General features: G+C 38.0%; 22 protein-coding genes. 12 read left to right on the top strand and 10 right to left on the bottom strand.

The window, feature by feature from the left end; translation table 11 throughout:
- Positions 1 to 63: 63 nt before the first annotated feature.
- Positions 64 to 1902 (bottom strand): glutamine--fructose-6-phosphate transaminase (isomerizing), encoded by a 1839-nt coding sequence (gene glmS / locus IEX65_RS21635; RefSeq protein ID WP_188769220.1) that lies wholly within the window; start codon positions 1900 to 1902, stop codon positions 64 to 66.
- A 488-nt stretch (positions 1903 to 2390) separates the two neighbouring features.
- Here glmS and aceB point away from each other — a divergent pair, with 488 nt between their 5' ends.
- Both aceB and aceA read left to right on the top strand, forming a co-directional pair.
- Positions 2391 to 3998 carry a malate synthase A gene (gene aceB / locus IEX65_RS21630; protein ID WP_188769219.1) on the top strand — a complete coding sequence of 536 codons (1608 nt, stop codon included), beginning with the start codon at positions 2391 to 2393 and terminating at the stop codon, positions 3996 to 3998.
- A gap of 85 nt (positions 3999 to 4083) precedes the next feature.
- The gene (gene aceA, locus IEX65_RS21625) at positions 4084 to 5367 is read left to right on the top strand and encodes an isocitrate lyase (protein WP_188769218.1); all 1284 of its coding nucleotides are present in this window, start codon (positions 4084 to 4086) and stop codon (positions 5365 to 5367) included.
- 57 nt (positions 5368 to 5424) lie between these two features.
- Here aceA and IEX65_RS21620 read toward each other — a convergent pair whose 3' ends face one another.
- From IEX65_RS21620 to IEX65_RS21595, 6 genes are all read right to left on the bottom strand, one after another.
- Positions 5425 to 6759 carry a DUF4270 family protein gene (locus IEX65_RS21620; RefSeq protein ID WP_188769217.1) on the bottom strand — a complete coding sequence of 445 codons (1335 nt, stop codon included), beginning with the start codon at positions 6757 to 6759 and terminating at the stop codon, positions 5425 to 5427.
- Between the two features lie 37 nt (positions 6760 to 6796).
- On the bottom strand, positions 6797 to 7609 hold the full coding sequence (locus tag IEX65_RS21615) for a glycogen/starch synthase (RefSeq protein ID WP_188769216.1): 813 nt from the start codon (positions 7607 to 7609) through the stop codon (positions 6797 to 6799).
- 236 nt (positions 7610 to 7845) lie between these two features.
- Positions 7846 to 8358, bottom strand: a complete 513-nt coding sequence (locus IEX65_RS21610) for a GNAT family N-acetyltransferase (protein ID WP_188769215.1) — start codon at positions 8356 to 8358, stop codon at positions 7846 to 7848.
- 116 nt (positions 8359 to 8474) lie between these two features.
- A complete protein-coding gene (locus IEX65_RS21605) occupies positions 8475 to 8828 on the bottom strand; it encodes a hypothetical protein (RefSeq protein WP_188769208.1) in 354 nt (117 codons plus the stop codon).
- An 80-nt stretch (positions 8829 to 8908) separates the two neighbouring features.
- Positions 8909 to 9193 carry a hypothetical protein gene (locus IEX65_RS21600; RefSeq protein ID WP_188769205.1) on the bottom strand — a complete coding sequence of 95 codons (285 nt, stop codon included), beginning with the start codon at positions 9191 to 9193 and terminating at the stop codon, positions 8909 to 8911.
- A 29-nt stretch (positions 9194 to 9222) separates the two neighbouring features.
- Complete coding sequence (locus IEX65_RS21595; protein WP_188769203.1) at positions 9223 to 9777, bottom strand: RNA polymerase sigma factor; 555 nt, start codon at positions 9775 to 9777, stop codon at positions 9223 to 9225.
- A gap of 203 nt (positions 9778 to 9980) precedes the next feature.
- Here IEX65_RS21595 and IEX65_RS21590 point away from each other — a divergent pair, with 203 nt between their 5' ends.
- On the top strand, positions 9981 to 10454 hold the full coding sequence (locus IEX65_RS21590) for a hypothetical protein (RefSeq protein WP_188769201.1): 474 nt from the start codon (positions 9981 to 9983) through the stop codon (positions 10452 to 10454).
- A 74-nt stretch (positions 10455 to 10528) separates the two neighbouring features.
- Here IEX65_RS21590 and cysM read toward each other — a convergent pair whose 3' ends face one another.
- The 3 genes from cysM to IEX65_RS21575 form a co-directional block, all read right to left on the bottom strand.
- On the bottom strand, positions 10529 to 11401 hold the full coding sequence (gene cysM, locus IEX65_RS21585) for a cysteine synthase CysM (RefSeq protein ID WP_188769267.1): 873 nt from the start codon (positions 11399 to 11401) through the stop codon (positions 10529 to 10531).
- Between the two features lie 94 nt (positions 11402 to 11495).
- Positions 11496 to 12305 carry a serine O-acetyltransferase EpsC gene (gene epsC / locus IEX65_RS21580; RefSeq protein ID WP_188769199.1) on the bottom strand — a complete coding sequence of 270 codons (810 nt, stop codon included), beginning with the start codon at positions 12303 to 12305 and terminating at the stop codon, positions 11496 to 11498.
- Positions 12306 to 12472: 167 nt separating this feature from the next.
- Entirely contained in the window at positions 12473 to 12922 is a 450-nt protein-coding gene (locus IEX65_RS21575; protein ID WP_188769197.1) for a hypothetical protein, read from the bottom strand.
- A gap of 214 nt (positions 12923 to 13136) precedes the next feature.
- Between IEX65_RS21575 and IEX65_RS21570 the strand changes: the two genes are divergently transcribed.
- The 9 genes from IEX65_RS21570 to IEX65_RS21530 all read left to right on the top strand — a co-directional run bounded on the left by IEX65_RS21570 (position 13137) and on the right by IEX65_RS21530 (position 20509).
- Complete coding sequence (locus IEX65_RS21570; RefSeq protein WP_188769193.1) at positions 13137 to 14033, top strand: hydroxypyruvate isomerase family protein; 897 nt, start codon at positions 13137 to 13139, stop codon at positions 14031 to 14033.
- Positions 14034 to 14127: 94 nt separating this feature from the next.
- Positions 14128 to 15165: an SMP-30/gluconolactonase/LRE family protein gene (locus IEX65_RS21565; RefSeq protein ID WP_188769192.1), complete on the top strand. Its 1038-nt coding sequence runs from the start codon at positions 14128 to 14130 to the stop codon at positions 15163 to 15165.
- A 44-nt stretch (positions 15166 to 15209) separates the two neighbouring features.
- Positions 15210 to 15617: a hypothetical protein gene (locus IEX65_RS21560; RefSeq protein ID WP_188769190.1), complete on the top strand. Its 408-nt coding sequence runs from the start codon at positions 15210 to 15212 to the stop codon at positions 15615 to 15617.
- Between the two features lie 210 nt (positions 15618 to 15827).
- The gene (locus tag IEX65_RS21555; protein ID WP_188769188.1) at positions 15828 to 16634 is read left to right on the top strand and encodes an MbnP family protein; all 807 of its coding nucleotides are present in this window, start codon (positions 15828 to 15830) and stop codon (positions 16632 to 16634) included.
- Positions 16634 to 17674, top strand: coding sequence for a cytochrome-c peroxidase (locus tag IEX65_RS21550; protein ID WP_188769187.1), 1041 nt, complete (start codon positions 16634 to 16636; stop codon positions 17672 to 17674). The genes IEX65_RS21555 and IEX65_RS21550 overlap by 1 nt, the downstream gene beginning before the upstream one ends.
- Positions 17675 to 17769: 95 nt before the next feature.
- Positions 17770 to 18777 (top strand): DJ-1/PfpI family protein, encoded by a 1008-nt coding sequence (locus tag IEX65_RS21545; protein ID WP_188769184.1) that lies wholly within the window; start codon positions 17770 to 17772, stop codon positions 18775 to 18777.
- 4 nt (positions 18778 to 18781) lie between these two features.
- Positions 18782 to 19885, top strand: coding sequence for a PepSY-associated TM helix domain-containing protein (locus IEX65_RS21540; RefSeq protein WP_188769183.1), 1104 nt, complete (start codon positions 18782 to 18784; stop codon positions 19883 to 19885).
- 13 nt (positions 19886 to 19898) lie between these two features.
- Positions 19899 to 20153 (top strand): YHS domain-containing protein, encoded by a 255-nt coding sequence (locus IEX65_RS21535; protein WP_229250818.1) that lies wholly within the window; start codon positions 19899 to 19901, stop codon positions 20151 to 20153.
- Between the two features lie 8 nt (positions 20154 to 20161).
- Complete coding sequence (locus tag IEX65_RS21530) at positions 20162 to 20509, top strand: heavy-metal-associated domain-containing protein (RefSeq protein WP_188769181.1); 348 nt, start codon at positions 20162 to 20164, stop codon at positions 20507 to 20509.
- The last annotated feature ends 78 nt before the right edge of the window (positions 20510 to 20587 follow it).

Genomic DNA, 20587 nt, shown 5'->3' with positions numbered 1-20587 from the left:
TGATTTATACATTTATTCTATGCAGAAAAAGAAGCCCTCCCCATCGGGGAGGGTTGGGAGGGGCTATTCCACCGTTACCGATTTCGCTAAGTTACGAGGTTGGTCAACGTTTCTACCACGAAGTACAGCAATATAATAGGATATTAACTGTAATGGTATAGAAGTCAATAGCGGAGAAAGCAACTCGTTGGTGCGAGGTACTTCAATCGTAAAGTCAACCATACTTGGTATTTGAGTATCTCCTTCGGTTACAATCGCAATTACCCTACCTTTACGGGCTTTTACTTCTTGAATATTCGATACAATTTTTTCGTAAGAACTATCCTTAATCGCAATAAACACCACAGGCATATCTTCATCAATTAAGGCAATTGGCCCGTGTTTCATTTCAGCAGCAGGATAGCCCTCAGCGTGTATGTAAGAAATCTCTTTCAATTTCAATGCTCCTTCTAAGGCAACTGGGAAGTTTAATCCACGGCCCAAAAAGATAAAATTTGAAGCGAAAGTGAATAGTTTTGAAATATCTTTTACTTTGTCAACATTCTTTAAAATCTTTTCTACTTTGGCCGGAATCGCGTCTAATCCAAAGATTAATTCTCTATACAATTCATTGCTGATTGTGCCTTTTTTCTGAGCCACAGCAATGGCTATTAAAGAGAGAACGGTAACTTGAGCGGTAAAGGCTTTTGTACTTGCCACACCGATTTCAGGGCCAGCGTGTGTATAAACACCCGCGTGAGTAATGCGTGCAATAGAAGAACCTACCACATTACAAACACCTAAAATAATTGCACCTTTCGACTTGGCCAATTCCAAAGCGGCCATAGTATCGGCCGTTTCACCAGATTGTGAAATTGCAATTACAATATCGCCCTCTTTAATGATAGGGTTTCTATAACGGAACTCTGATGCGTATTCAACTTCTACGTTGATTCGAGCCAATTCTTCCAATAAATATTCTCCGACCAAACCTGCGTGCCACGAAGTACCACAGGCAACAATTACAATACGTTTGGTTTTAGCGATTTTGTCGAGATAACTACCCAATCCTCCTAAAAGTAGTGTGGCATCTTCCGGATTAATACGCCCACGCATCGAATCGGCAATCGAACGGGGTTGTTCGAAAATTTCTTTTAACATGAAATGTTCGTAGCCACCTTTTTCAATCGCTTCAAGTTCGAGTTCAACAGTCTGAATATAAGGGTCAATTTCTTCGTTCGATAAATTCTTGACTGTTAGTTCATTCTCTTTTACAATAGCAATTTCGTAATCGTCCAGATAAATTACTTCTTTGGTATATTCAATAATTGGAGTTGCATCCGATGCAAAGAAATATTCATCGTCACCCACACCAATGACCAACGGACTACCTTTTCTTGCCGCAATTAATTGGGTTGGATTTTCTGAATCCATAATTACAATGGCATAGGCCCCAACCACTTCATGCAGAGCAATTCTGACTGCTTCTTCAAGCGAACAATCCTTGTTTTTCTGAATATCTTCTACAAAGTTTACTAACACTTCGGTATCAGTTTGGCTTTGAAATGTATATCCTTTATTCAAAAGACTTTGTTTGATAGAAGCATAGTTTTCAATGATTCCATTATGGATAATAGCAAAACGCCCACTATTTGAATAATGTGGGTGAGCATTCACATCGTTTGGTTCGCCGTGCGTAGCCCAACGAGTGTGTCCGATTCCGACTGTTGCTAAAAGGTCTTTGTCTTTTAGTTCAGCTTCAAGAGCAGAAACTTTGCCCTTCTTTTTATATACTTTCAATCCATTACCATTTAATAGTGCAATACCCGCACTATCATATCCACGATATTCTAATCGCTTGAGGCCTTTGATAATTAGAGGGGCTGCTTCACGATGCCCTACATACGCTACAATTCCACACATAGTTGTTTTTTTTATCTGAATATTAGTACCCGACAATCACCATAAAAATGTCTATTTTATTTAAACTTTTTTGGTGAAAGCGAAGAATAAAAAGTTTATCTGAAAAGCTATATAATATCTATGATTTGTACTATAAAAATCAGCATATAGATTCTTTATTCAAATGTATATAAAAAATAGAATATTAAAATAATGCCACATTCACATTCTTTTCATTGATTTTTTTTTGAAAAAAAAATTAGGCGAAATACCTCTATTTTTTATAAAAATTTAGTTTTTGCTATTTAATGCTAATTTATTTTTTTATTAAAATATCTATAATTGATAAAAAAGTATAGATTTATATTGTTTTATGTAGAAATAATATAACTAAAAATATATTTATTAGCGAAATATAAATATTTAGCGAATATTCGCTTGTTTGTTTAGTTGAAATTATATAGCTTTGGCTCATCAAACACTTCATCAATAACAAACCATTTACTGAGATGCAAGCCAATACTGACACCGAATTAGATTATGTTTTATTAGGAGAATTAAAACCAACCTACGAAGAAATTCTGAGTCCCGAAGCTATTGATTTTATTGTTGGCTTACACCAACGATTCAATTGGCGACGAGAAGACTTACTGAAGGAACGCCAAGAACGCCAGCACCGAATTGATGCGGGCGAAATGCCAAATTTCTTGAATGCTACCAAACACATTCGTGAAGCAGAATGGTGTGTGAATCCAATCCCTGCTGATTTGCAGAATAGGAGAGTAGAAATAACTGGGCCAGTTGACCGACGAATGATTATTAATGCTCTGAATTCGGGAGCGAAAGTTTTTATGGCCGATTTCGAAGATGCAAACTCACCAACTTGGGATAATTGCATTGAGGGACAATTGAATTTAAGAGATGCTATTCGTCGTGAAATTGATTTTATGGCTGATAACGGTAAAATTTATGCCCTAAAAGAGAAAGTTGCAGTTTTGAAAGTACGACCACGTGGTTGGCATCTTACCGAAAAACATTTAAAAGTAAATGGCGAACCAATCTCAGCATCTATTTTTGATTTCGGTCTGTATTTCTTTCATAATGCTAAAGAATTGATAAATAGGGGAAGCGGGCCTTATTTCTATCTTCCTAAACTCGAAAACCATCTGGAGGCTCGTCTGTGGGATGATATTTTTGTGGCAGCTCAAGAAATGCTCAAAATTCCAGTTGGTACAATCAAAGCAACGGTTTTGATTGAAACAATTTTGGCTGCTTTCGAGATGGATGAAATTATCTATGAGCTTCGCCGACATTTGGCTGGCTTAAATGCAGGACGTTGGGATTATATTTTCAGCGTCATCAAAAAATTCAGAACCCATTCGGATTTTATTTTGCCTGACCGTGCCGACGTAACCATGCGAGTGCCTTTCATGCGTGCTTACACACAACTTTTGGTCAAAACTTGTCATCGCCGTGCTGCTCATGCTATCGGTGGAATGGCCGCTTTTATCCCGAATCGTAGAGATAAAAAAATAAATACAATGGCGTTTGAACGAGTAACTGCCGATAAAGAACTCGAAGTAAACAATGGATTTGACGGTACTTGGGTTGCTCATCCTGACTTAGTTCCAGTGGCAATGGCGGCATTTGAAAAATATTTAGGCGAAAAACCGCATCAAAAAGATGTATTGCGAGAAGATGTGAATGTAGTCGCTCACGATTTGCTCGATGTACGCATTGACAATGCAAGCATTACCGAAAATGGCTTACGTACAAATATCAACGTTGGCATTCTTTATATAGAGTCTTGGTTGCGTGGTATCGGTGCGGCAGCTATTCATAATCTAATGGAAGATGCAGCAACAGCCGAAATCTCAAGAGCTCAAATTTGGCAATGGCTCAAACACAGAGTCAAGACACAAGAAGGAGAAGTAATAGAGCCAAACTATTATCACCAACTTTTGGTGGAGGAGGTTGAGAAAATTAAAAAACTGGCCGAATCAGGGCAAATTCCTAAAGGATTCTACAAGCAAGCCGCCGAATTATTCAATACCCTTGTCATGAAACGACAGTTTAGTGAATTCTTGACTTTGGGTGCTTATAAAGAGTTACAGTAAACGAAAGAAATCAAAATAATTACAATTCTCTCTGAAATCGTCTATCGAAATACAAATTTTCATCAACAAATAAACTTTAAAAAAAATGACTGCGAAACAACAAAGAATCAATGCTTTAATTACAGACTGGGCTACAAATCCTCGTTGGAAAGGAATCGAACGACCATATACGGCCGAAGAAGTAGTAAAATTATCAGGTTCGTTTCCAATCGAGCATACCATTGCTAAATTAGGAGCCGAACGTCTGTGGAATTTGCTCAATCAAGACCAATGGGTAGCTGGTTTAGGTGCTTTGACAGGCAATCAGGCGATTCAAGAAGTGCAAGCAGGTATGAAAGCCATCTATTTATCTGGTTGGCAAGTGGCCGCCGATGCTAATTTAGCGGGCAACATGTATCCCGACCAAAGTCTCTATCCTGCCGATTCAGTACCCAATGTTGTACGTAGAATCAATAATGCTTTGCTTCGTGCCGACCAGATTCAATCAGTGAATGGAGAGGGAAACACGCACTGGTTAGTGCCAATAGTGGCTGATGCCGAAGCTGGTTTTGGTGGAAATCTGAATGCTTTTGAGTTGATGAAAATGATGATTGAAGCCGGGGCTTCGGGTGTGCATTTTGAAGACCAACTTTCGTCAGCTAAGAAGTGTGGGCATTTGGGCGGAAAGGTTTTAGTACCAACACAAGAGGCTATTAATAAATTAGTTGCGGCTCGTTTGGCTGCCGATGTAATGGGTACATCAACTTTGGTAATTGCTCGCACCGATGCCGAAGCTGCTAATCTTATTACGTCGGATATTGACGAACGTGACCAAAAATTTATTAAATCTTCTCAACGAACTGGCGAAGGATTCTTCTATGTAAAAAATGGTTTAGAACAAGGTATCGACCGTGGACTTAGCTATGCACCATACGCCGATTTGATTTGGATGGAAACAGGAAATCCAGATTTAGGTATGGCTCGTGAATTTGCTCAAGGAATCAAAGAGAAGTTTCCTGAGCAAATGTTGGCTTATAATTGTTCGCCATCTTTCAATTGGGCAAAATACATGAACGAAAAACAAATGCTTACTTTCCGTGAGCAATTAGCCGAAATGGGATATAAGTTCCAGTTTATCACTTTGGCAGGTTTTCATGCCCTCAATACTGCTATGTTTGAGTTATCAAGTGCCTATGTTGAGCGTGGAATGGCAGGTTTTTCGGAGTTACAACAACGTGAATTCGCTCTACAAAGCAAAGGTTTCAAGGCCATCAAACACCAAGCATTTGTTGGTACTGGTTATTTTGATGCAGTTCAAAATGTTGTTACGGCAGGAATGGCTTCGACAACTGCTATGGCTAATTCTACCGAAACCGAACAGTTCCATTAAAAAATAAAAGCCTCGCTTGAAATTTTCGAGCGAGGCTTAGTTTATATCTATCGACGTTTATTTTTTCGTAGAATAATAAACGTTTAGTTTTACATTTTTTATCACCATTCTCGATACATTACTATTATATACCGAAATCGTAGAATTGGTTGTATTCAACAAACTTGGCACTAAAGCAATGCCATTGGTTGTTTTCTTTTTAGAAACCAAGTCTTGCAAGAATGAAGTAAAGTTGAAGCTATAATTATTTGATGTTGAATTATAACTTGCCACATACTGAGTTCCCGAAATAGCATCTAAGGCAATAAAATCAATCAAGTTACCTGTTGTTTTTTTGATACGATTAGTTGCATCTAATTGCACTAACGCCACCTGTGACGGTACTTTATAGTTGCCTGTGATTTGGTCTAAATCTGGCTCAAATACTAACTCTGCTTTGTTAATTGTGATATTAGCATTTTTTTGCAAAGCTTCCAATGTAGGGAAAGTTAACTTTGGAGAAATACCAATCCCAGTTTGTAAGTAAGTACGATTATTGGTTGCACTTGAGGCAATCGGCTGCAAAGTTTTGAGATTTTGCAAAACGGTTCCATTTCTATTACCTACAATTTGGCTAAAGCGTTGCGAATAGAAAGTCAGAGGGATACTTTTTCGGTCAGTAGAATTTGTAGTGTGATAATACAACTGAATATAACTTCCCGAAATGGCCAAACCATAAGCATTTTCAGTAGTAGGATTTGCAACAAATGCTATACCTTTTACTGCTGCTGTAAATTTCTCAATCGTTGAACCTGTATCTGTATTGACTAAATCGTACAACTCTTTTCCAAGTGTGTTAGGCAACTTAAATTTCAAGAGACTATCCTGAGCAGTTGAATTGGCACGTTTCATATCTGCATATTTAAAAGTTCCGCTTGCCATTGGAGTTGGATTGTACTTCAATACATCATCATTTGTATATCTTTTACTACTCACAAAATCTTCCGTCAGACGGTGCAATGCCAAACTATAAGTTTTTGTTGTATCACCATAAGTAAAACCATTATGGGCAATATACACATATACTGAGTCATAAACCGTGAGGCCAGAGTCGGCTTTCGGAAACTTCAAAGCAGTAAAAGCATCGGTATTGAGCAATGGAAGAGTAATTTGAGCAAAAGTTTTTGCCGAAACTTCTCCAAAAACTGGGTCTTTATAGCGGCCAACAACTGCATTTGCTTGACCAGATGTAAAAGTCGAGTCAAAAAGTACACTTGAGGTACTTACTTTTACGGTATCCGTAAAAATAGTGCTGATTTGCCCGCCAGTGCTGGGGGTATCAATAACTATTCCTATTGGGTCTTCACATGAGAAAAATAATGCGGAAAGTAGCATTACCGCTAAATTCCGCATTGATGTAGGATGTAAAATACTCACATCTTTCCAAATATTATTCAGGAACAAGTTCTGTGTAAAGGTTAAAATACGTTTCCGTAACGTTGTCATCTTCGATGCTTGCTTCGATTGTGTTTGCTGCAATTTCATTCAAAAGTTTACTTAATTTTTCATTCGATTCCTCGTTGGCTCTCACAACTGCGTCGGCATATTGGCAACCTATCTTGATAAATCCTTCAAAGTCAGCCGAACGTAAATTAGCCAAGTTTTCATCTGAAACATCCATTGATTTGGCTTTTTCGATAATGTCTTCGTCGAATTTATGTTCGAAAGTGTTGTTATAGACCGTAAAGACCGATTTTGTATCCTTAAAAACAGGGTCGTTTTTATAAGTTGTTTTTAAATACAACGGAATCAAAGCGGTCATCCAATCTGTGCAATGTACGATGTCAGGGGCCCAACCGAGTTTTTTTACAGTTTCTAAAACTCCTTTACAAAAGAAAATCGTTCTTTCGTCGTTATCATCATAGAAACTTCCTTCTTTATCTAAGAAAACGTATTTTCTGTTGAAATAGTCTTCGTTGTCTAAAAAATAAACTTGCAATTTTGCAGTTGGTATCGAAGCAACCTTGATAATCAATGGTTTTTCGTCATCGCCAACAGTAATATTGATGCCCGATAAACGAACTACTTCATGAAGGCGGTTTTTACGCTCATTGATTGACCCAAAACGTGGGATTAGAATTCTGATTTCCATGCCTTTTTCTTGCATGGCTTGCGGCAGTTTACGAAGAAATTCAGCTACTTCTGAAACTTGCAGGAAGGGATTTATCTCACTTGCTACGTATAAAATACGAAGTTTACGCATATCTCAATATATTATTAGTGGGAGGTGTCTTCCAAAAAAAGTATGCAAAGATACGAAAAAAACTGACAATTTGTACAATAATCTTTGAAAAACAATAGTTAGGGGCTAAAAAATTGAGGTTTTTTAGCGAAAAAGTATATAATCCTTTAAAAGTAGATGAATTTGAAGGTATTTTTGGAAGGGTTTTCACGAGCCAAAATCTTGTAGTTGACCCGTGAAAACTGAAGTTTGGCATATTATTGAGCTATTTCTTTCTCCATTACAATGAACTCTAAAAACTGTTTGGGTAGTCCAAATTTAGGGTCGGTCATCGGGAAAGGCTTCGTTTCTCCAGTGTTTTTGTAGCCTCTTCTTTCGTAATATGCTATCAGTTCTTTACGTACAGAAATCACCGTCATCGAGATTTTGTTAAGCTGAGTATTACGTGCAAAATCTTCGGCTGCTTGCATTAGTTTTTTGCCAACACCGCCACCTTGCAATTCGGGTGAAACAGTGAGCATACCGAGATATAACTTTTTATCTTGCTTTTCGAGATATACCGAGCCAATGATTTGATTGTTTTCGGTGTATTTTAGAATTGTTACATTTTCTTTTTGAAGAAGTTCGCTAAGATTCTCTTCATCAGTTCTGATGCCACCGAGGAGATGTTCTTCGGTTGTCCAACCTTTTTTAGAAGATTCACCTCTGTAAGCTGAATTTATTAATATGTTTAGTTCGGGAATATCTTGAATTGTAGCTGCACTAATCATTTTTTTATCGAAAATATCTTGTTAAAACAAATTGCATCATAATCTAAGTTTGGTCTCCAAAGACTTAAATTATGATGCAAAATTACAAAACATTTAGAACCTTATTAACTGAAAAATCAATCTTTATTCTCCACACTTTTCTCAGTCCATTTACCCCAACGATTTTTCATTTTTGCTCTGAAATGTTCTTTTTCTTCGGGAGTCATGTTAGCCATGCGTTCGGCCATTTTTTGTTTCCAAAAATGGTGGCGATTTCCGCCACAACCGCCTCCCCAGCCACCGCCGCCACGGAAACCACCGAAGAGAATTTTAGATAAGACCAATAACCCAAGAGCTTGAATCCAAGTGATTGTTGCCAGTCCGAAAATGCTTGGAATTAGCCAATTCCATAAACTCATAACCGCAAAACCACCGATAAAAATAAACCCTGCTACTATGGCAAACCCTTTTAAAAACCAAAACTTTCTCATTTTCTTTTAATATTTTTGAAATTAATAATAAGTCAAGTCCAGCATTTGATTATTCACGGTGGACTATTGACCGTTGAATTTTACTTAATAATTGAATCTTTTTTGTCGGAATTCATCTTCCATTCTTTGCATTGTTCATGCTTCATTCCGTGATGAAATCCACGATGTCCACCGTGCCAACCTCCAAAGCCTCCGAAGAGTAGTTTACTCAAAACCAATAAACCCAAAGCGTGCTTAAACTTAATTGTGGGCAATTTGAAAACAGTTGGTGCTAACCAATTCCATAAATACATAACTGCCAAACTCATTGCGGCAACGGCTATAACTCCGATAGCGATTCCGCCTAAAATCCATAATGTTGTCATTTTCTTTTATCTTAATTTTGTGCTAAGTTTTACTCAAATAAATCTTCGTACAGATACCGCAGTTTATCTCTCAAAAACAATATCGCTTGTCGTTTTTCTGAAACCAAAACACTTACTTTTACGCCCGTTATTTCCGAAATTTCTTTGAACGGTTTATCCTCCAGCTCGTGCAATTCAAAGACTAATCTTTGATGAGCAGGTAGTTCTTCGAGTGCTTCTGAAAGTGCCTCCAAGATAGTTTCCTGCATCATCAGGTCTTGATTTGAGCCATCTGGAAGCATATCAAACAATGATAGTTTTTCGTCTTCATCGTTGGGGCTACTCGTCAACTCTTCGAGTGCATCTACTTTTTTTCTGCGATAAAAATCATTAATTTTATTGCGAGCTACCGTAAACATCCAAGCCACCGTTTGGTCGATAGGTTTGGTTAATCTGTACATTTCTACCAACTCATAAAAAACTTCCTGCAACACATCTTCGGCATCGTGTAGCGAAGGTACCCGCTGTCGGATAAAGCCCAACAGTCGCTGACGTTCGCCGCTGACGGTTTTTTGAATCTGATTATTTTGTTCGGTAGTGTTCATTAAATATCAAACATTCGCTGTTTGATTTGAAGACGTTTGAAGATACATTTAATTGAAATTTAGTGAAGATTGGTGAATTAAGCTGATAAAAGGTAAAAAAACACAGAAAGCCATTCTATAAAAAACTTATTGAACTCTTTTTCAATCAATAAAAACTTTATTTTTGTAGAAATATAGTATCAACCCTTCAATAAAGACAAATCATGAAAAAAGTTTATTTCCTATTATTTATGGCGTTGGCTGCTTGCCAATCGAAGAAAACCGAAACTGCCAGTTCGGACTCAACTACTGTCAGTGCCGATACCGTTGCCACCACAACAGCTACTGTTGCAGAAGAAACTGTTTGCTACGAATTTAGATTTAAGAAAGACGTAACATCAGTAAAATTAATAATGAAAGGCGACTCGGTAAGGGGAGAAATGAGTGAGCTTTTGTGGGAAAAAGATAGTGCAACTGGCACCCTAAAAGGCAAAAAAGTGGGTAATGACTTAATTGTTGATTATGATTATGTGATAGAAGGCAGTAACCAAGTTGAAGAAAGAATTTTGAGAATGGAAGGCGATAAGCTACTCGTAATGAGCGGTGAATTGATGGAAGATAAAAGTGGTAAACTAAAAATGAAAGACCCCGCAAAAGCTACGGTTTCGGAGACTTTGGTGAAAGTGAAATGTCAGTAAATAGATATGATTGATGAATTATGAGATATGAAGTTTTTTATAACTCATATCTCATAATTCATATCTAACAAATATCACCCAAACAAATTACTCGATAAATATCTATCGCCACGGTCGCAGCAGATGAAGACAATTACACCTGATTCTAATTCTTGGGCTAATCTGATGGCTGCTGCTGCTGCTCCACCCGAACTCATTCCCGCAAAAATCCCTTCAGTTTTAGCCAGTTTTTGTGCCATTTCGGTTGCTTCTGCTTCGGCAATATCCATTACTCTATCTACTCGACTTGGGTCGAAAATCTTTGGTAGATATTCAGTTGGCCAGCGTCTAATTCCCGGAATCGACGAACCTTCGGTTGGCTGACAACCCACAATCTGAATGGCTGGATTTACTTCTTTCAAAAACATCGAAGTTCCCATTATCGTACCAGTTGTTCCCATCGAACTCACAAAGTGCGTTACTTTTTGGTCAGTATCTCGCCAAATTTCGGGGCCAGTGGTTTTATAATGTGCGTAATAATTATCGGGATTAGCAAATTGGTCGAGCATATAATATTGGCCAGTTTTGGCTTGTGCTTCGGCGTAATCTCGGCATTTTTCGATATTTTCGAGTAGTACAACTTTTGCTCCGAATGCCTCCATCGTAAGCGTTCGCTCACGGGTAGAGTTTGCGGGCATTATGAGTTCAATCTCTAAATCAAACAGTCGGGCAATCATTGCCAAAGCAATTCCAGTATTTCCACTTGTTGCTTCAATTAGTTTCATGCCTTTCTTTATATCTCCACGTTCAACGGCACTTCTAATCATATTCAATGCAGGGCGGTCTTTCACGCTTCCCGCAGGATTATTCCCTTCGAGTTTGCCGTATATCTTTACGTTGGGATTTGGATTGAGTTTTGTTAATTCTACAAGTGGTGTATTTCCTACAAGGTCGATGATGGTCATAATATTAATGAGTGAATGAGTGAATGCTTCAATGATAGAATAGAAAAGAGGATATTCATTCACTCATTCTATCATTGAAGCATTCAAAATTATTTTTTTATTCCATTACACGTTCTACAACCTTAATTTCAGGTTTGTGATAAACCGTTGAGTATGAAGGTACTGACTTCGTTAGCCAAACGTTTCCACCGATAATTGAGTGTTCGCCAATGACTGTGTTTCCTCCTAAAATTGTCGCTCCCGAATAAATTACTACATTGTTTTCTACCGTTGGGTGACGTTTGGTATTGGCCAAAGTTTTCTCAACACTCAATGCTCCGAGCGTAACGCCTTGATAAAGTTTTACGTGCTTGCCAATGATACAGCTTTCACCGATAACAATTCCAGTACCGTGGTCGATGAAAAAATATTCGTCGATTGTTGCCCCTGGATGAATATCAATTCCTGTTTTTGAGTGGGCATATTCAGTCAAGATTCTCGGTAGAAGCGGAATCTCCAATTTGTGCAATTCGTGGGCAATTCTATAAAACGTAATGGCATAAAAACCTGGGTAAGCACGCACCACTTCAAATTCACTCTTGGCTGCGGGGTCTCCTTCGATAATCGCCTGAATATCAGTCTTTAGTGTTCGATATATTTCGGGGATACTTTCAAAAAATGCGTTTGCTTCGCTTTCTGGATTGCAACTTTTACATTGATACGTCGAAATTAGAATATTTCGTAGCTCTAATTCGAGGTTTTTAAATTGAATCTCAATTTCTTCTTCCGAGCGGAAATATTCTTTGGTTTGCTCAGGAAACAACAACCGAATAATGCGTAATGCCCAAGCCGCAATTTCTTTGGTTGGTGGCACTGGTTCGGCCTGCTGATGTTTGTCGAAGATATGTTGGAAAAATTCTTTGTTCATGAGACTCTTCTTTAAAATTGTTAGAAAGATAACACCTAAAATTATACCACCGTTCAACACCCCAACAAATTTATTTGACGAATGCTGCTTTTTGATATACAAACTTGCTCAAAACAAAAGACACTGCAATGGCTGAGCAGTGTCTTTTATGAATCAAAAATGCTATTTTACAAAATAATATTCACACTAAAAGTGCCGCTGGCAGTCATTTTTTTGCTGGTACTTCCTACGGCGTTTCCTTCAAAACTAAATTTGCCTTCAACAACTTTATTATCAGTGAATTTCGTGATTTCTAAAGTACCTGTGCTTGGCGAGTAATAAGTGCCATCGTGCAAGAACGTAAACACGCCCGTTGAGCTTTTCAGGTCATAGGTTTTTCCTGCCTTAATATCAGCCTTATTGAGTAGAATCGTATAGCCGCTTTTATCTTTGTTGGCTTCAATTGTCACGACTCCGAGCAGTGTAACGGCCGTTGGGGTTCCTAAATTTACGCTTGTTCCATTGGCAATTAGTGTAGCCGAACCAGATGGAGTCAAGTCTTCTTTCAGTTTTTTGAAACATGAACTCACGAAGAGTGTCAGTACTAACAAAACCAAAATTTTTGGGGTGTTTTTCATTGTTGTTTGTGCTAAATTGTTTTGGGTAATGTGTTCAGAATTTACACCTTGTAAACTTTCACAGACATTATACGTTCAACTGATTTTTTTATTATATTTTAGTGCTATTTTCAGTGCAAATTATTTATAATCAATTTTTTTGGCTTAAATTGCCCCTCTATTAAATTCAATTAAATTTCACAAAAAGACCCACACGGGAAGAACAAATATTTTGATGGAAAACAATACTTCTCGCCGAAAAGCTATGAAAAAAATCGTAGAAGGAGCTGCCGCCGTAGCCCTTACTGGAGCAGTTGCTTCTCGCCTCGAAGCTGCCGATAATATTATGGGAGCAGCACTCAAAGGACGCATTAATCACTCAGTTTGCCGTTGGTGCTACGACTCAATTGACCTTGATGCTCTCTGCCGAGCTGCAAAAAATATAGGTTTGCAATCAATCGAATTATTGACCGTTGAGGAATTTGAAACTGTAAAAAAACATGACCTTACTTGTGCGATGGTTTCGGGAATCGGCAAAGATTATGGTATAACCAAAGGCTGGAACAAAAAAGAAAACCACGATGGACTCGAAGAATGGTATAAGTATCTGATTGATGAAACATCAAAGGCGGGTTTCAAGAATTTGATATGTTTTTCGGGAAATCGTGAGAAAAAGTTGAACGATGAAGACGGCCTGAAAAATTGTGCCAGAGGTTTGAAGAAAATCATGAAATATGCCGAAAAGAAAAAGGTGACAATCGTGATGGAATTGCTCAATAGTAGGGTTGACCACGCAGATTATATGTGCGACCACACCGATTGGGGCGTTGAACTCTGCAAAAGCATTGATTCGGATAATTTTAAGTTGCTCTACGATATTTACCACATGCAAATCATGGAAGGCGATATCATTCGTCGAATCCGTGATAATCATAAATATATTGCTCACTACCACACTGGCGGGGTACCTGGTCGCCACGAGATTGACGAAACTCAAGAAATTTATTATCCTGCTATCATGAGTGCCATTGCCGAAACGGGTTTCAAAGGTTTTGTTGCCCAAGAATTCATTCCGATTCGTGCCGACAAACTGGCTTCTTTGAAGCAAGGTGTAAATATCTGTGATATTTAGTCCGAACCGCCCTTAGTAAAAGCAACTTTATGAAAAATGTGGTGTCTTATATACCCAATATCAGACACCATAAGATTATTAAAAACACTTAATTATGAAACTTTGGCTTAAAATCTCTCTCGGAATAGTTGCTATTATCATTGTTTTTATAGGAAAAACACTCTACAACGCTGGTGTTTTTACGACCGTCAAACCTCATTTCAATGGTACTGTAACCGAGATTGATGGTTTTGGTGGGGCAGAAGATATAACATTCGATAAAGCTACTGGACTTGCTCTCATTTCTTCAAATGATTTTAGTGATGACTCGAAAAATGGGGCGATTTTTCTGCTAAACACCAAAGAAAATACACCTAAGCCAATCAAACTTACCGAAAAAGTCACTTTCGATTTTCATCCACACGGTATCAGTTTGTATCGCACACTTGAGGGTGCAAAGAGACTTTTCGTAATCAATCACCGAAAAAAAGGCGATTACGTCGAGGTTTTTGATTTTACTGATTCTTCGCTTGTGCATCTCGAAAGTATCACGAGTTCGCTGTTTGTGAGTCCGAATGATATTGTGGCGGTGGGCGAGCATTCTTTTTATTTGACCAACGACCACGACGAAGAAAAATCAGATTGGCGAAGCAAAAAAGATTTACTGCAAATTGCCATGGGAAATGTATGTTATTACGATGGGCAAAGAGCCAAAGTAGTAGCCGATGGTTTTTTGTATGCCAATGGAATCAATATTAGTCTTGATGGTAAAAAACTTTTTGTTGCTGCCACTTCTGGGCGAAAAATTAGGGTTTTCGACCGTGATTTGACTACGGGAAAACTCACAGAATCAGACGAAATTACAATCAACGGAGCGGATAATATTGAGATTGATGAATACGGTAATCTTTGGGTAGGCTGCCATCCAAAATTGCTTTCTTATTTGGCTCATTCAAAAGACCGAAGCAAACCTTCTCCTTCCGAAATCATCAAAATCAATTATCAATCAAAAGAATATTATACTCTCGAAAGCATCTATCTCAATGATGGCACGCCCGTTTCGGGGTCAAGTGTGGGGGCAGTTTTTGGCGATAAATTATTGATAGGCACGGTGTTTGGAAATAAAGTGTTGCTTTGTACGTTAAAAAAATGACGATAATCATTGGTTCAGCCAAAATCGTGATTTAGCTTTGCGACATGAATTTAATATCAAACAGTAAACGAGGCTTAGCAGTTTTTCTGCTATTGCTTACCAGTGTACGCATACTGGTAGTGCCTGTGGTTTATCTTGATTTTGAATTGAACAAGGATTACATCATCAAAAATCTCTGCGAAAACCGCTTTAAGCCAGAGCTACAATGTAATGGTAAATGTTATTTGGCCAAACAACTCAATAAAGTAGCCGAAGACAAAGCCAGCAAAGAAGCCGACCGCCAAGAGCAAAGTTTCAAGAAGCTTTTAGAAGAAACCTTCCACCACGAAAACTTTGTGTTTTCGCCGACTTTTGAAAGTGTGATTCTCACCGTTCAAAACAATTTTTCTTACAAGACGAGCCACTATTCTACGCTCACTACTTCTCTTTTTCGTCCACCCTGTTTGGGCTGATTTCTCTCTTATTTTCTTTCATAAAACTACCAAAGTTATTAGTTGACTTTGTGGTCTTGTGTATATTCTTTATTCAAATTTTTTATTCATTTATCCTTGACACGTCAAGTTGAGCTGGAATAGCTATGCTTGAAAAACGTGCCATCAAAACTTTGTTGTTGTGTACTGCACGACACAAATAAACTCGTACATAAAATTTAGTAAAACATCATGAAAAATATATCAAAATTATTCTTAGCAATCTTCGCAACTGTATCAATCATTTCTTGCCAAAAAGAAGAAGAAATCGGGCCAAATGATAAAAATTCGGTGATTTTAGAATTTGATAATCGTATCGGCGACCAAAAGCTTGTATTGGGAGCAACCAAAGCGAAAAATGCTGCTGGTGAGGAATTTACAGTTACAAAACTTAACTATTTTGTATCGAATATCGCTCTGAAAAAAGAAAATGGAGAAGTTGTGAAATTTCCTGACCAATATTTTTTGGTTCGTCAATCAGATGCTAATTCTTTGAACATTACTTTGAAAGATGTGCCTGCTGCCAACTACACTGGTCTCACTTACACAATCGGTGTTGATAGCTTAAAATCTATCTCTGATGTGAGCCAACGCACTGGCGTACTCGACCCAGCTTCTTATGGCTCAGATAATATGTATTGGTCTTGGAACTCAGGTTATATATTCTTCAAAATGGAAGGTACTTCGCCCGCAATTCCAGCAAATATGATGGGAATGACCGAATACCAATTTCATATCGGTGGATTTGGTGGCCGCACTGCCGTTACGCCCAATAACCTTAAAACGCTTAATTTTACTTTTGGCGAAGCTGCTACCGTAAGAAAAGATATTGCACCTGCCATTCATATCATTAATGATATTACAAAGGTATTTAGTGCAAAAAATAAAATCAGTATAGCAACGTCATACATGATTCACGCTCCTGCGGCGGGTACAGTTATTGCCGAAAATTATGCCCAAAGTTTCATCGTTGACCATGTTCATAACGATAAAGACTGATGAGAAATAGGTATAAATTATTTATTATCAGTATTTTAGTTTTATTGGGTGCTGCTTGTTCGAGCATCACCCAAGAAATTAAACCCGAAGAATTGTTTGCCATTCCTGCCAATTTTCCAAAGCCTGTCTATGATTTTGCTAAAAATCCTATTACACAAAGTGGTTTTGAATTGGGCCGAGAATTATTTTATGAAGGCGATTTATCGAGAGATGGAACCATTTCTTGTGCAGAATGTCATAGCCAAGCATCGGGTTTTACGCATCACGGACATGACGTGAGTCACGGAATTGATAACCTCAGAGGAATTAGAAATGCTCCGCCGATTCAGAATATGGCTTTTCAGAAAGAGTTTTTCTGGGATGGGGGTGTGTTTGATTTAGATTTATTTTCGATTGCACCGATAGAAAATCCAGTAGAAATGGACGAAAAATTGGGGAATGTACTCGAAAAACTACGTAAAAAAGAAAAATATGCCACGCTTTTTCAGAAAGCTTATGGTAGTAAAGAAATCACAACTGAACGTTTTTTGAAAGCACTTTCGCAGTTTATGAATTCCTTGGTTTCGGCCAACTCTCGCTACGATAAATATGTCAGAAAAGAAGTAGGAGGAACTTTGACCGAAGAAGAACTGGCAGGAATGGAGATTTTTAAACAAAAATGTGCTTCGTGCCATTCGGGTGAACTATTCACCGACCAAAGTTATCGAAATAATGGACTGGCGGTTTATAATGTCGAGGATACGGGAAGACACAGAATTACCCAAAAAGACTCAGATAAATACAAATTCAAAGTTCCGAGCCTCAGAAATGTGGAAATCACTGGCCCGTACATGCACGATGGCCGTTTTTATACACTCGAAGCGGTGCTAAGACACTATAACGAGTCTGTTTTGGATGTACCAACGCTTGACCCATCGCTCAAAAATGGGCAAAAATTAGGCATACAAACCACCGCCGACGAACAAAAAAAGCTGATAGCTTTCTTGAAAACTTTGACCGATAATGAGTTTTTGAAAAACAAAAGATTTGCCGCACCGTAAAACGGTCACAAGTTTCTAACTTGTGAAAACAAAGAAAGGGACATATCTCATCACTTGACAAACCGAAACTTTCAGATATTCAATTGAAAAATCAAATGAAAAAAATACTTATTTTAACCACCTTTTTGGGTTTAGCATTGCTAACAAAAGCCCAAGAGAAACCCTTGAAAGTAGCAGTTTTTATCTATCAAGGAGTAGAATTACTTGATTTTGCAGGGCCTTTAGAAGTATTTAGTAATACAAAAGACTTTGAGGTTTTTACGGTTGCACCCGTCAAAGAAACCATTTTGGCAATGAACAAAAATATTCAGTTTATACCCAATTATGGCATTGATGATGCACCAAAAGCTGATATTATAGTTTTTCCAGGGGCAAATATGGAAGGTTTAATGCCTGTTTACAATAATGCAAAAGTGATAGATTGGATAAAAGAATCGCATAAAAGTACAATGATTACGATGTCGGTTTGTACAGGAGCAGCATTTTTATCGAAGGCTGGAATTCTGGACGAACACACCGTAACGACACATTGGGCAGCAACAAAAAATCTTCAATCAATTACGCCAAAAGCAAAAGTTGTGAGCGATAAGCGTTTTGTGGAAGATGGAAAATTGCTGACAACAGCGGGAGTGTCGGCTGGACTTGATGGGGCTTTATATGTGGTTTCAAAACTACGTGGAATGGAAGAAGCTATCAAAGTGACGAAGGCAATCGAATACGATAAATGGCAACCCGAAGCAGGTCTAATTGTGAAACAAGAGGGAGTAGCACTCAAGAAAAAATCAATTTTTGAGCAATGGCTTGCTTTGGACGAATACCACAAGGTGATGTCGGCTACGTTTCACCCTGCCGAAAATGGCGATTTAAAACCGCTTTATCAGAATGCAGAAGAGCTGGCAACGAAGGCAAAAACGTTGAAATTATCGACCATTCCCGCTGATTATCAGAAAGATGGTGTGGCAAATTCGATTGTTTTACTCGAAAAAGAATCAATTGCTTTGGCGAAATTAGTTGCCAAGAAAAAATCAGAAGCAGAGCTTAAAAAAGGTATTTTTGCTTTGCACGACCGTTTCCATGAGGTAATGGGAAAATGTACGCACTAAGAATATGAACAATAAATTCAAACGCCTACTTTTTAGCATTCATAGTTGGTTTGGGCTTGTCACAGGAATATTTCTACTCTTGTTGGGTCTGAGTGGTTCGATATTGGTTTTTCAGGATGAACTTGATGAATTCATTTATCGTAAATCATTGACAGTTAAGCCCGAAGCTAAGGCTTTGCCTATTGATAGTTTGTATAAAATCATTACGAACAAATACCCAAACTTAGATGGGATAGCGTGGATAAACCCAACGGCCAAAAAAGACCAATCGTATCATTTTCGATTGTATTTGAATGATGCTCGTTTAGAATCTTATGATTTGGGAGCGATAAACATCAATCAATACACGGGTGAAATCTTACGTTCGGGGCGAAGTGATGATTTGGAAGTAGGCTGGATTGAATGGATTTTTCAATTTCATTTTTCTTTTCATCTCGGAATGCCAGGGGCTGCTCTCACGGCCATTTTTGGACTAACGATGCTCGTTTCAATCATTACGGGTTTTATTGTTTACCGAAAGTTTATTTGGAAAGTGCTGACTTTCAAAGTAAAAATAAAAACCAAAAACTGGCGAATGTTAAGCTCAGATTTGCACCGAGTAGTGGGTGTGTGGTCGCTTTTGCTCAATGCAATCGTATTTTTTACGGGTTTTTGGATGAATTTATTTGCTTTTGAGTCTGAAACTTGGAAAAAAGAAACAATTCCGACACCGAATAATAGTTTGGTGAAGGCGTCGCTCGATAAAATGTATGCCGAAAGCCTCCAAAAAATGCCTGATTTAGTACCGTCTTATGTCTATTTACCAACTCAGCCCGATAAAAAATTTAGTGTGAGGGGCAATCTAAAAGACCAAAATCCGATGTTTGCGGGTGGAAATGTAGTAAGATTTGATGCCAATACTGGTGAGTTTTTGAGTACAGGTCGCTTCGATGATTTAGCCTTTTGGGACAAAGTAGAAGCCTTGTTTTTTCCACTTCATGTTGGGAACTATGGAGGGATTCCAGTGAAAATTCTTTATGTAATTCTCGGTCTAACGCCTGGGTTGCTGGCCATTACTGGCTTTATGCTTTGGTGGCGACGTAAGTTCGCAAAATCAAAAAAACTTTAAACAATTAAGATTTATGAAAAATGTAGTAATAATGACTTTTTTCACGCTTTTTATTTCTTTGAATCTCATTGCCCAAGAAGCAAATCCAAAGCAAAAGGATAAGAAAGTTGTCGAAAAAGAAACCAAACTCGAAGACCCAGTTTGCCACATGAAAGTAAAAAAAGGTGGCAAGATAACTACTAAGCACAAAGAAGTAGAATATAGCTTTTGTAGTGAACCTTGCAAAGAGAGTTTTACGAAAAATCCTGACAAGTATATCAAAAAATAGAAGATTGTATGAATCGCAAAGACTTTATTGCTACTCTAACATTTTCATTATCAAGTATTTGTGCAAATGCTTCTGATAAACCTGTGTCTGCTATTGTGCATACCAACCGAGTATGCGAAAAATGCAAATATAACTTAGGTAGAAATATTGTCTTCGAAAAAGGAGTGAAAGACGTAATAGTTGATGTAGAGAAAAAGCAGATTACTATCAAGTACGATGCGAGTAAAACAAACTTTACTAATTTGAAGAAATACATCGCCTCAATCGGCTTTGATGCCGATGAACTTAAAGCAGATATTTACAAGCGAGAACGCCTACGAGACTGCTGTTTGATGGACACAACTATTTGTAAATAACTGTGGTGCGAACCGAACATCGGGCGGTTCCATTTCGCAAAAAAGTAGCACAAGTTTCCAACTTGTGATTGAGAAAAA

It is taken from the genome of Emticicia aquatilis (assembly GCF_014644295.1).
Lineage (GTDB): Bacteria > Bacteroidota > Bacteroidia > Cytophagales > Spirosomataceae > Emticicia > Emticicia aquatilis.
The sequence above is the reverse complement of the archived record's forward strand: the minus strand, read 5'-3'. Positions and strand labels throughout refer to the sequence as shown.

Excerpts from the sequence above, each read along its gene's own strand:
- glmS (WP_188769220.1), bottom strand. The coding sequence starts at position 1,902 with ATGTGTGGAATTGTAGCGTATGTAGGGCATCGTGAAGCAGCCCCTCTA.
- aceB (WP_188769219.1), top strand. The coding sequence starts at position 2,391 with ATGCAAGCCAATACTGACACCGAATTAGATTATGTTTTATTAGGAGAA.
- aceA (WP_188769218.1), top strand. The coding sequence starts at position 4,084 with ATGACTGCGAAACAACAAAGAATCAATGCTTTAATTACAGACTGGGCT.
- IEX65_RS21620 (WP_188769217.1), bottom strand. The coding sequence starts at position 6,759 with ATGCGGAATTTAGCGGTAATGCTACTTTCCGCATTATTTTTCTCATGT.
- IEX65_RS21615 (WP_188769216.1), bottom strand. The coding sequence starts at position 7,609 with ATGCGTAAACTTCGTATTTTATACGTAGCAAGTGAGATAAATCCCTTC.
- IEX65_RS21610 (WP_188769215.1), bottom strand. The coding sequence starts at position 8,358 with ATGATTAGTGCAGCTACAATTCAAGATATTCCCGAACTAAACATATTA.
- IEX65_RS21605 (WP_188769208.1), bottom strand. The coding sequence starts at position 8,828 with ATGAGAAAGTTTTGGTTTTTAAAAGGGTTTGCCATAGTAGCAGGGTTT.
- IEX65_RS21600 (WP_188769205.1), bottom strand. The coding sequence starts at position 9,193 with ATGACAACATTATGGATTTTAGGCGGAATCGCTATCGGAGTTATAGCC.
- IEX65_RS21595 (WP_188769203.1), bottom strand. The coding sequence starts at position 9,777 with ATGAACACTACCGAACAAAATAATCAGATTCAAAAAACCGTCAGCGGC.
- IEX65_RS21590 (WP_188769201.1), top strand. The coding sequence starts at position 9,981 with ATGAAAAAAGTTTATTTCCTATTATTTATGGCGTTGGCTGCTTGCCAA.
- epsC (WP_188769199.1), bottom strand. The coding sequence starts at position 12,305 with ATGAACAAAGAATTTTTCCAACATATCTTCGACAAACATCAGCAGGCC.
- IEX65_RS21575 (WP_188769197.1), bottom strand. The coding sequence starts at position 12,922 with ATGAAAAACACCCCAAAAATTTTGGTTTTGTTAGTACTGACACTCTTC.
- IEX65_RS21570 (WP_188769193.1), top strand. The coding sequence starts at position 13,137 with ATGGAAAACAATACTTCTCGCCGAAAAGCTATGAAAAAAATCGTAGAA.
- IEX65_RS21565 (WP_188769192.1), top strand. The coding sequence starts at position 14,128 with ATGAAACTTTGGCTTAAAATCTCTCTCGGAATAGTTGCTATTATCATT.
- IEX65_RS21560 (WP_188769190.1), top strand. The coding sequence starts at position 15,210 with ATGAATTTAATATCAAACAGTAAACGAGGCTTAGCAGTTTTTCTGCTA.
- IEX65_RS21555 (WP_188769188.1), top strand. The coding sequence starts at position 15,828 with ATGAAAAATATATCAAAATTATTCTTAGCAATCTTCGCAACTGTATCA.
- IEX65_RS21550 (WP_188769187.1), top strand. The coding sequence starts at position 16,634 with ATGAGAAATAGGTATAAATTATTTATTATCAGTATTTTAGTTTTATTG.
- IEX65_RS21545 (WP_188769184.1), top strand. The coding sequence starts at position 17,770 with ATGAAAAAAATACTTATTTTAACCACCTTTTTGGGTTTAGCATTGCTA.
- IEX65_RS21540 (WP_188769183.1), top strand. The coding sequence starts at position 18,782 with ATGAACAATAAATTCAAACGCCTACTTTTTAGCATTCATAGTTGGTTT.
- IEX65_RS21535 (WP_229250818.1), top strand. The coding sequence starts at position 19,899 with ATGAAAAATGTAGTAATAATGACTTTTTTCACGCTTTTTATTTCTTTG.
- IEX65_RS21530 (WP_188769181.1), top strand. The coding sequence starts at position 20,162 with ATGAATCGCAAAGACTTTATTGCTACTCTAACATTTTCATTATCAAGT.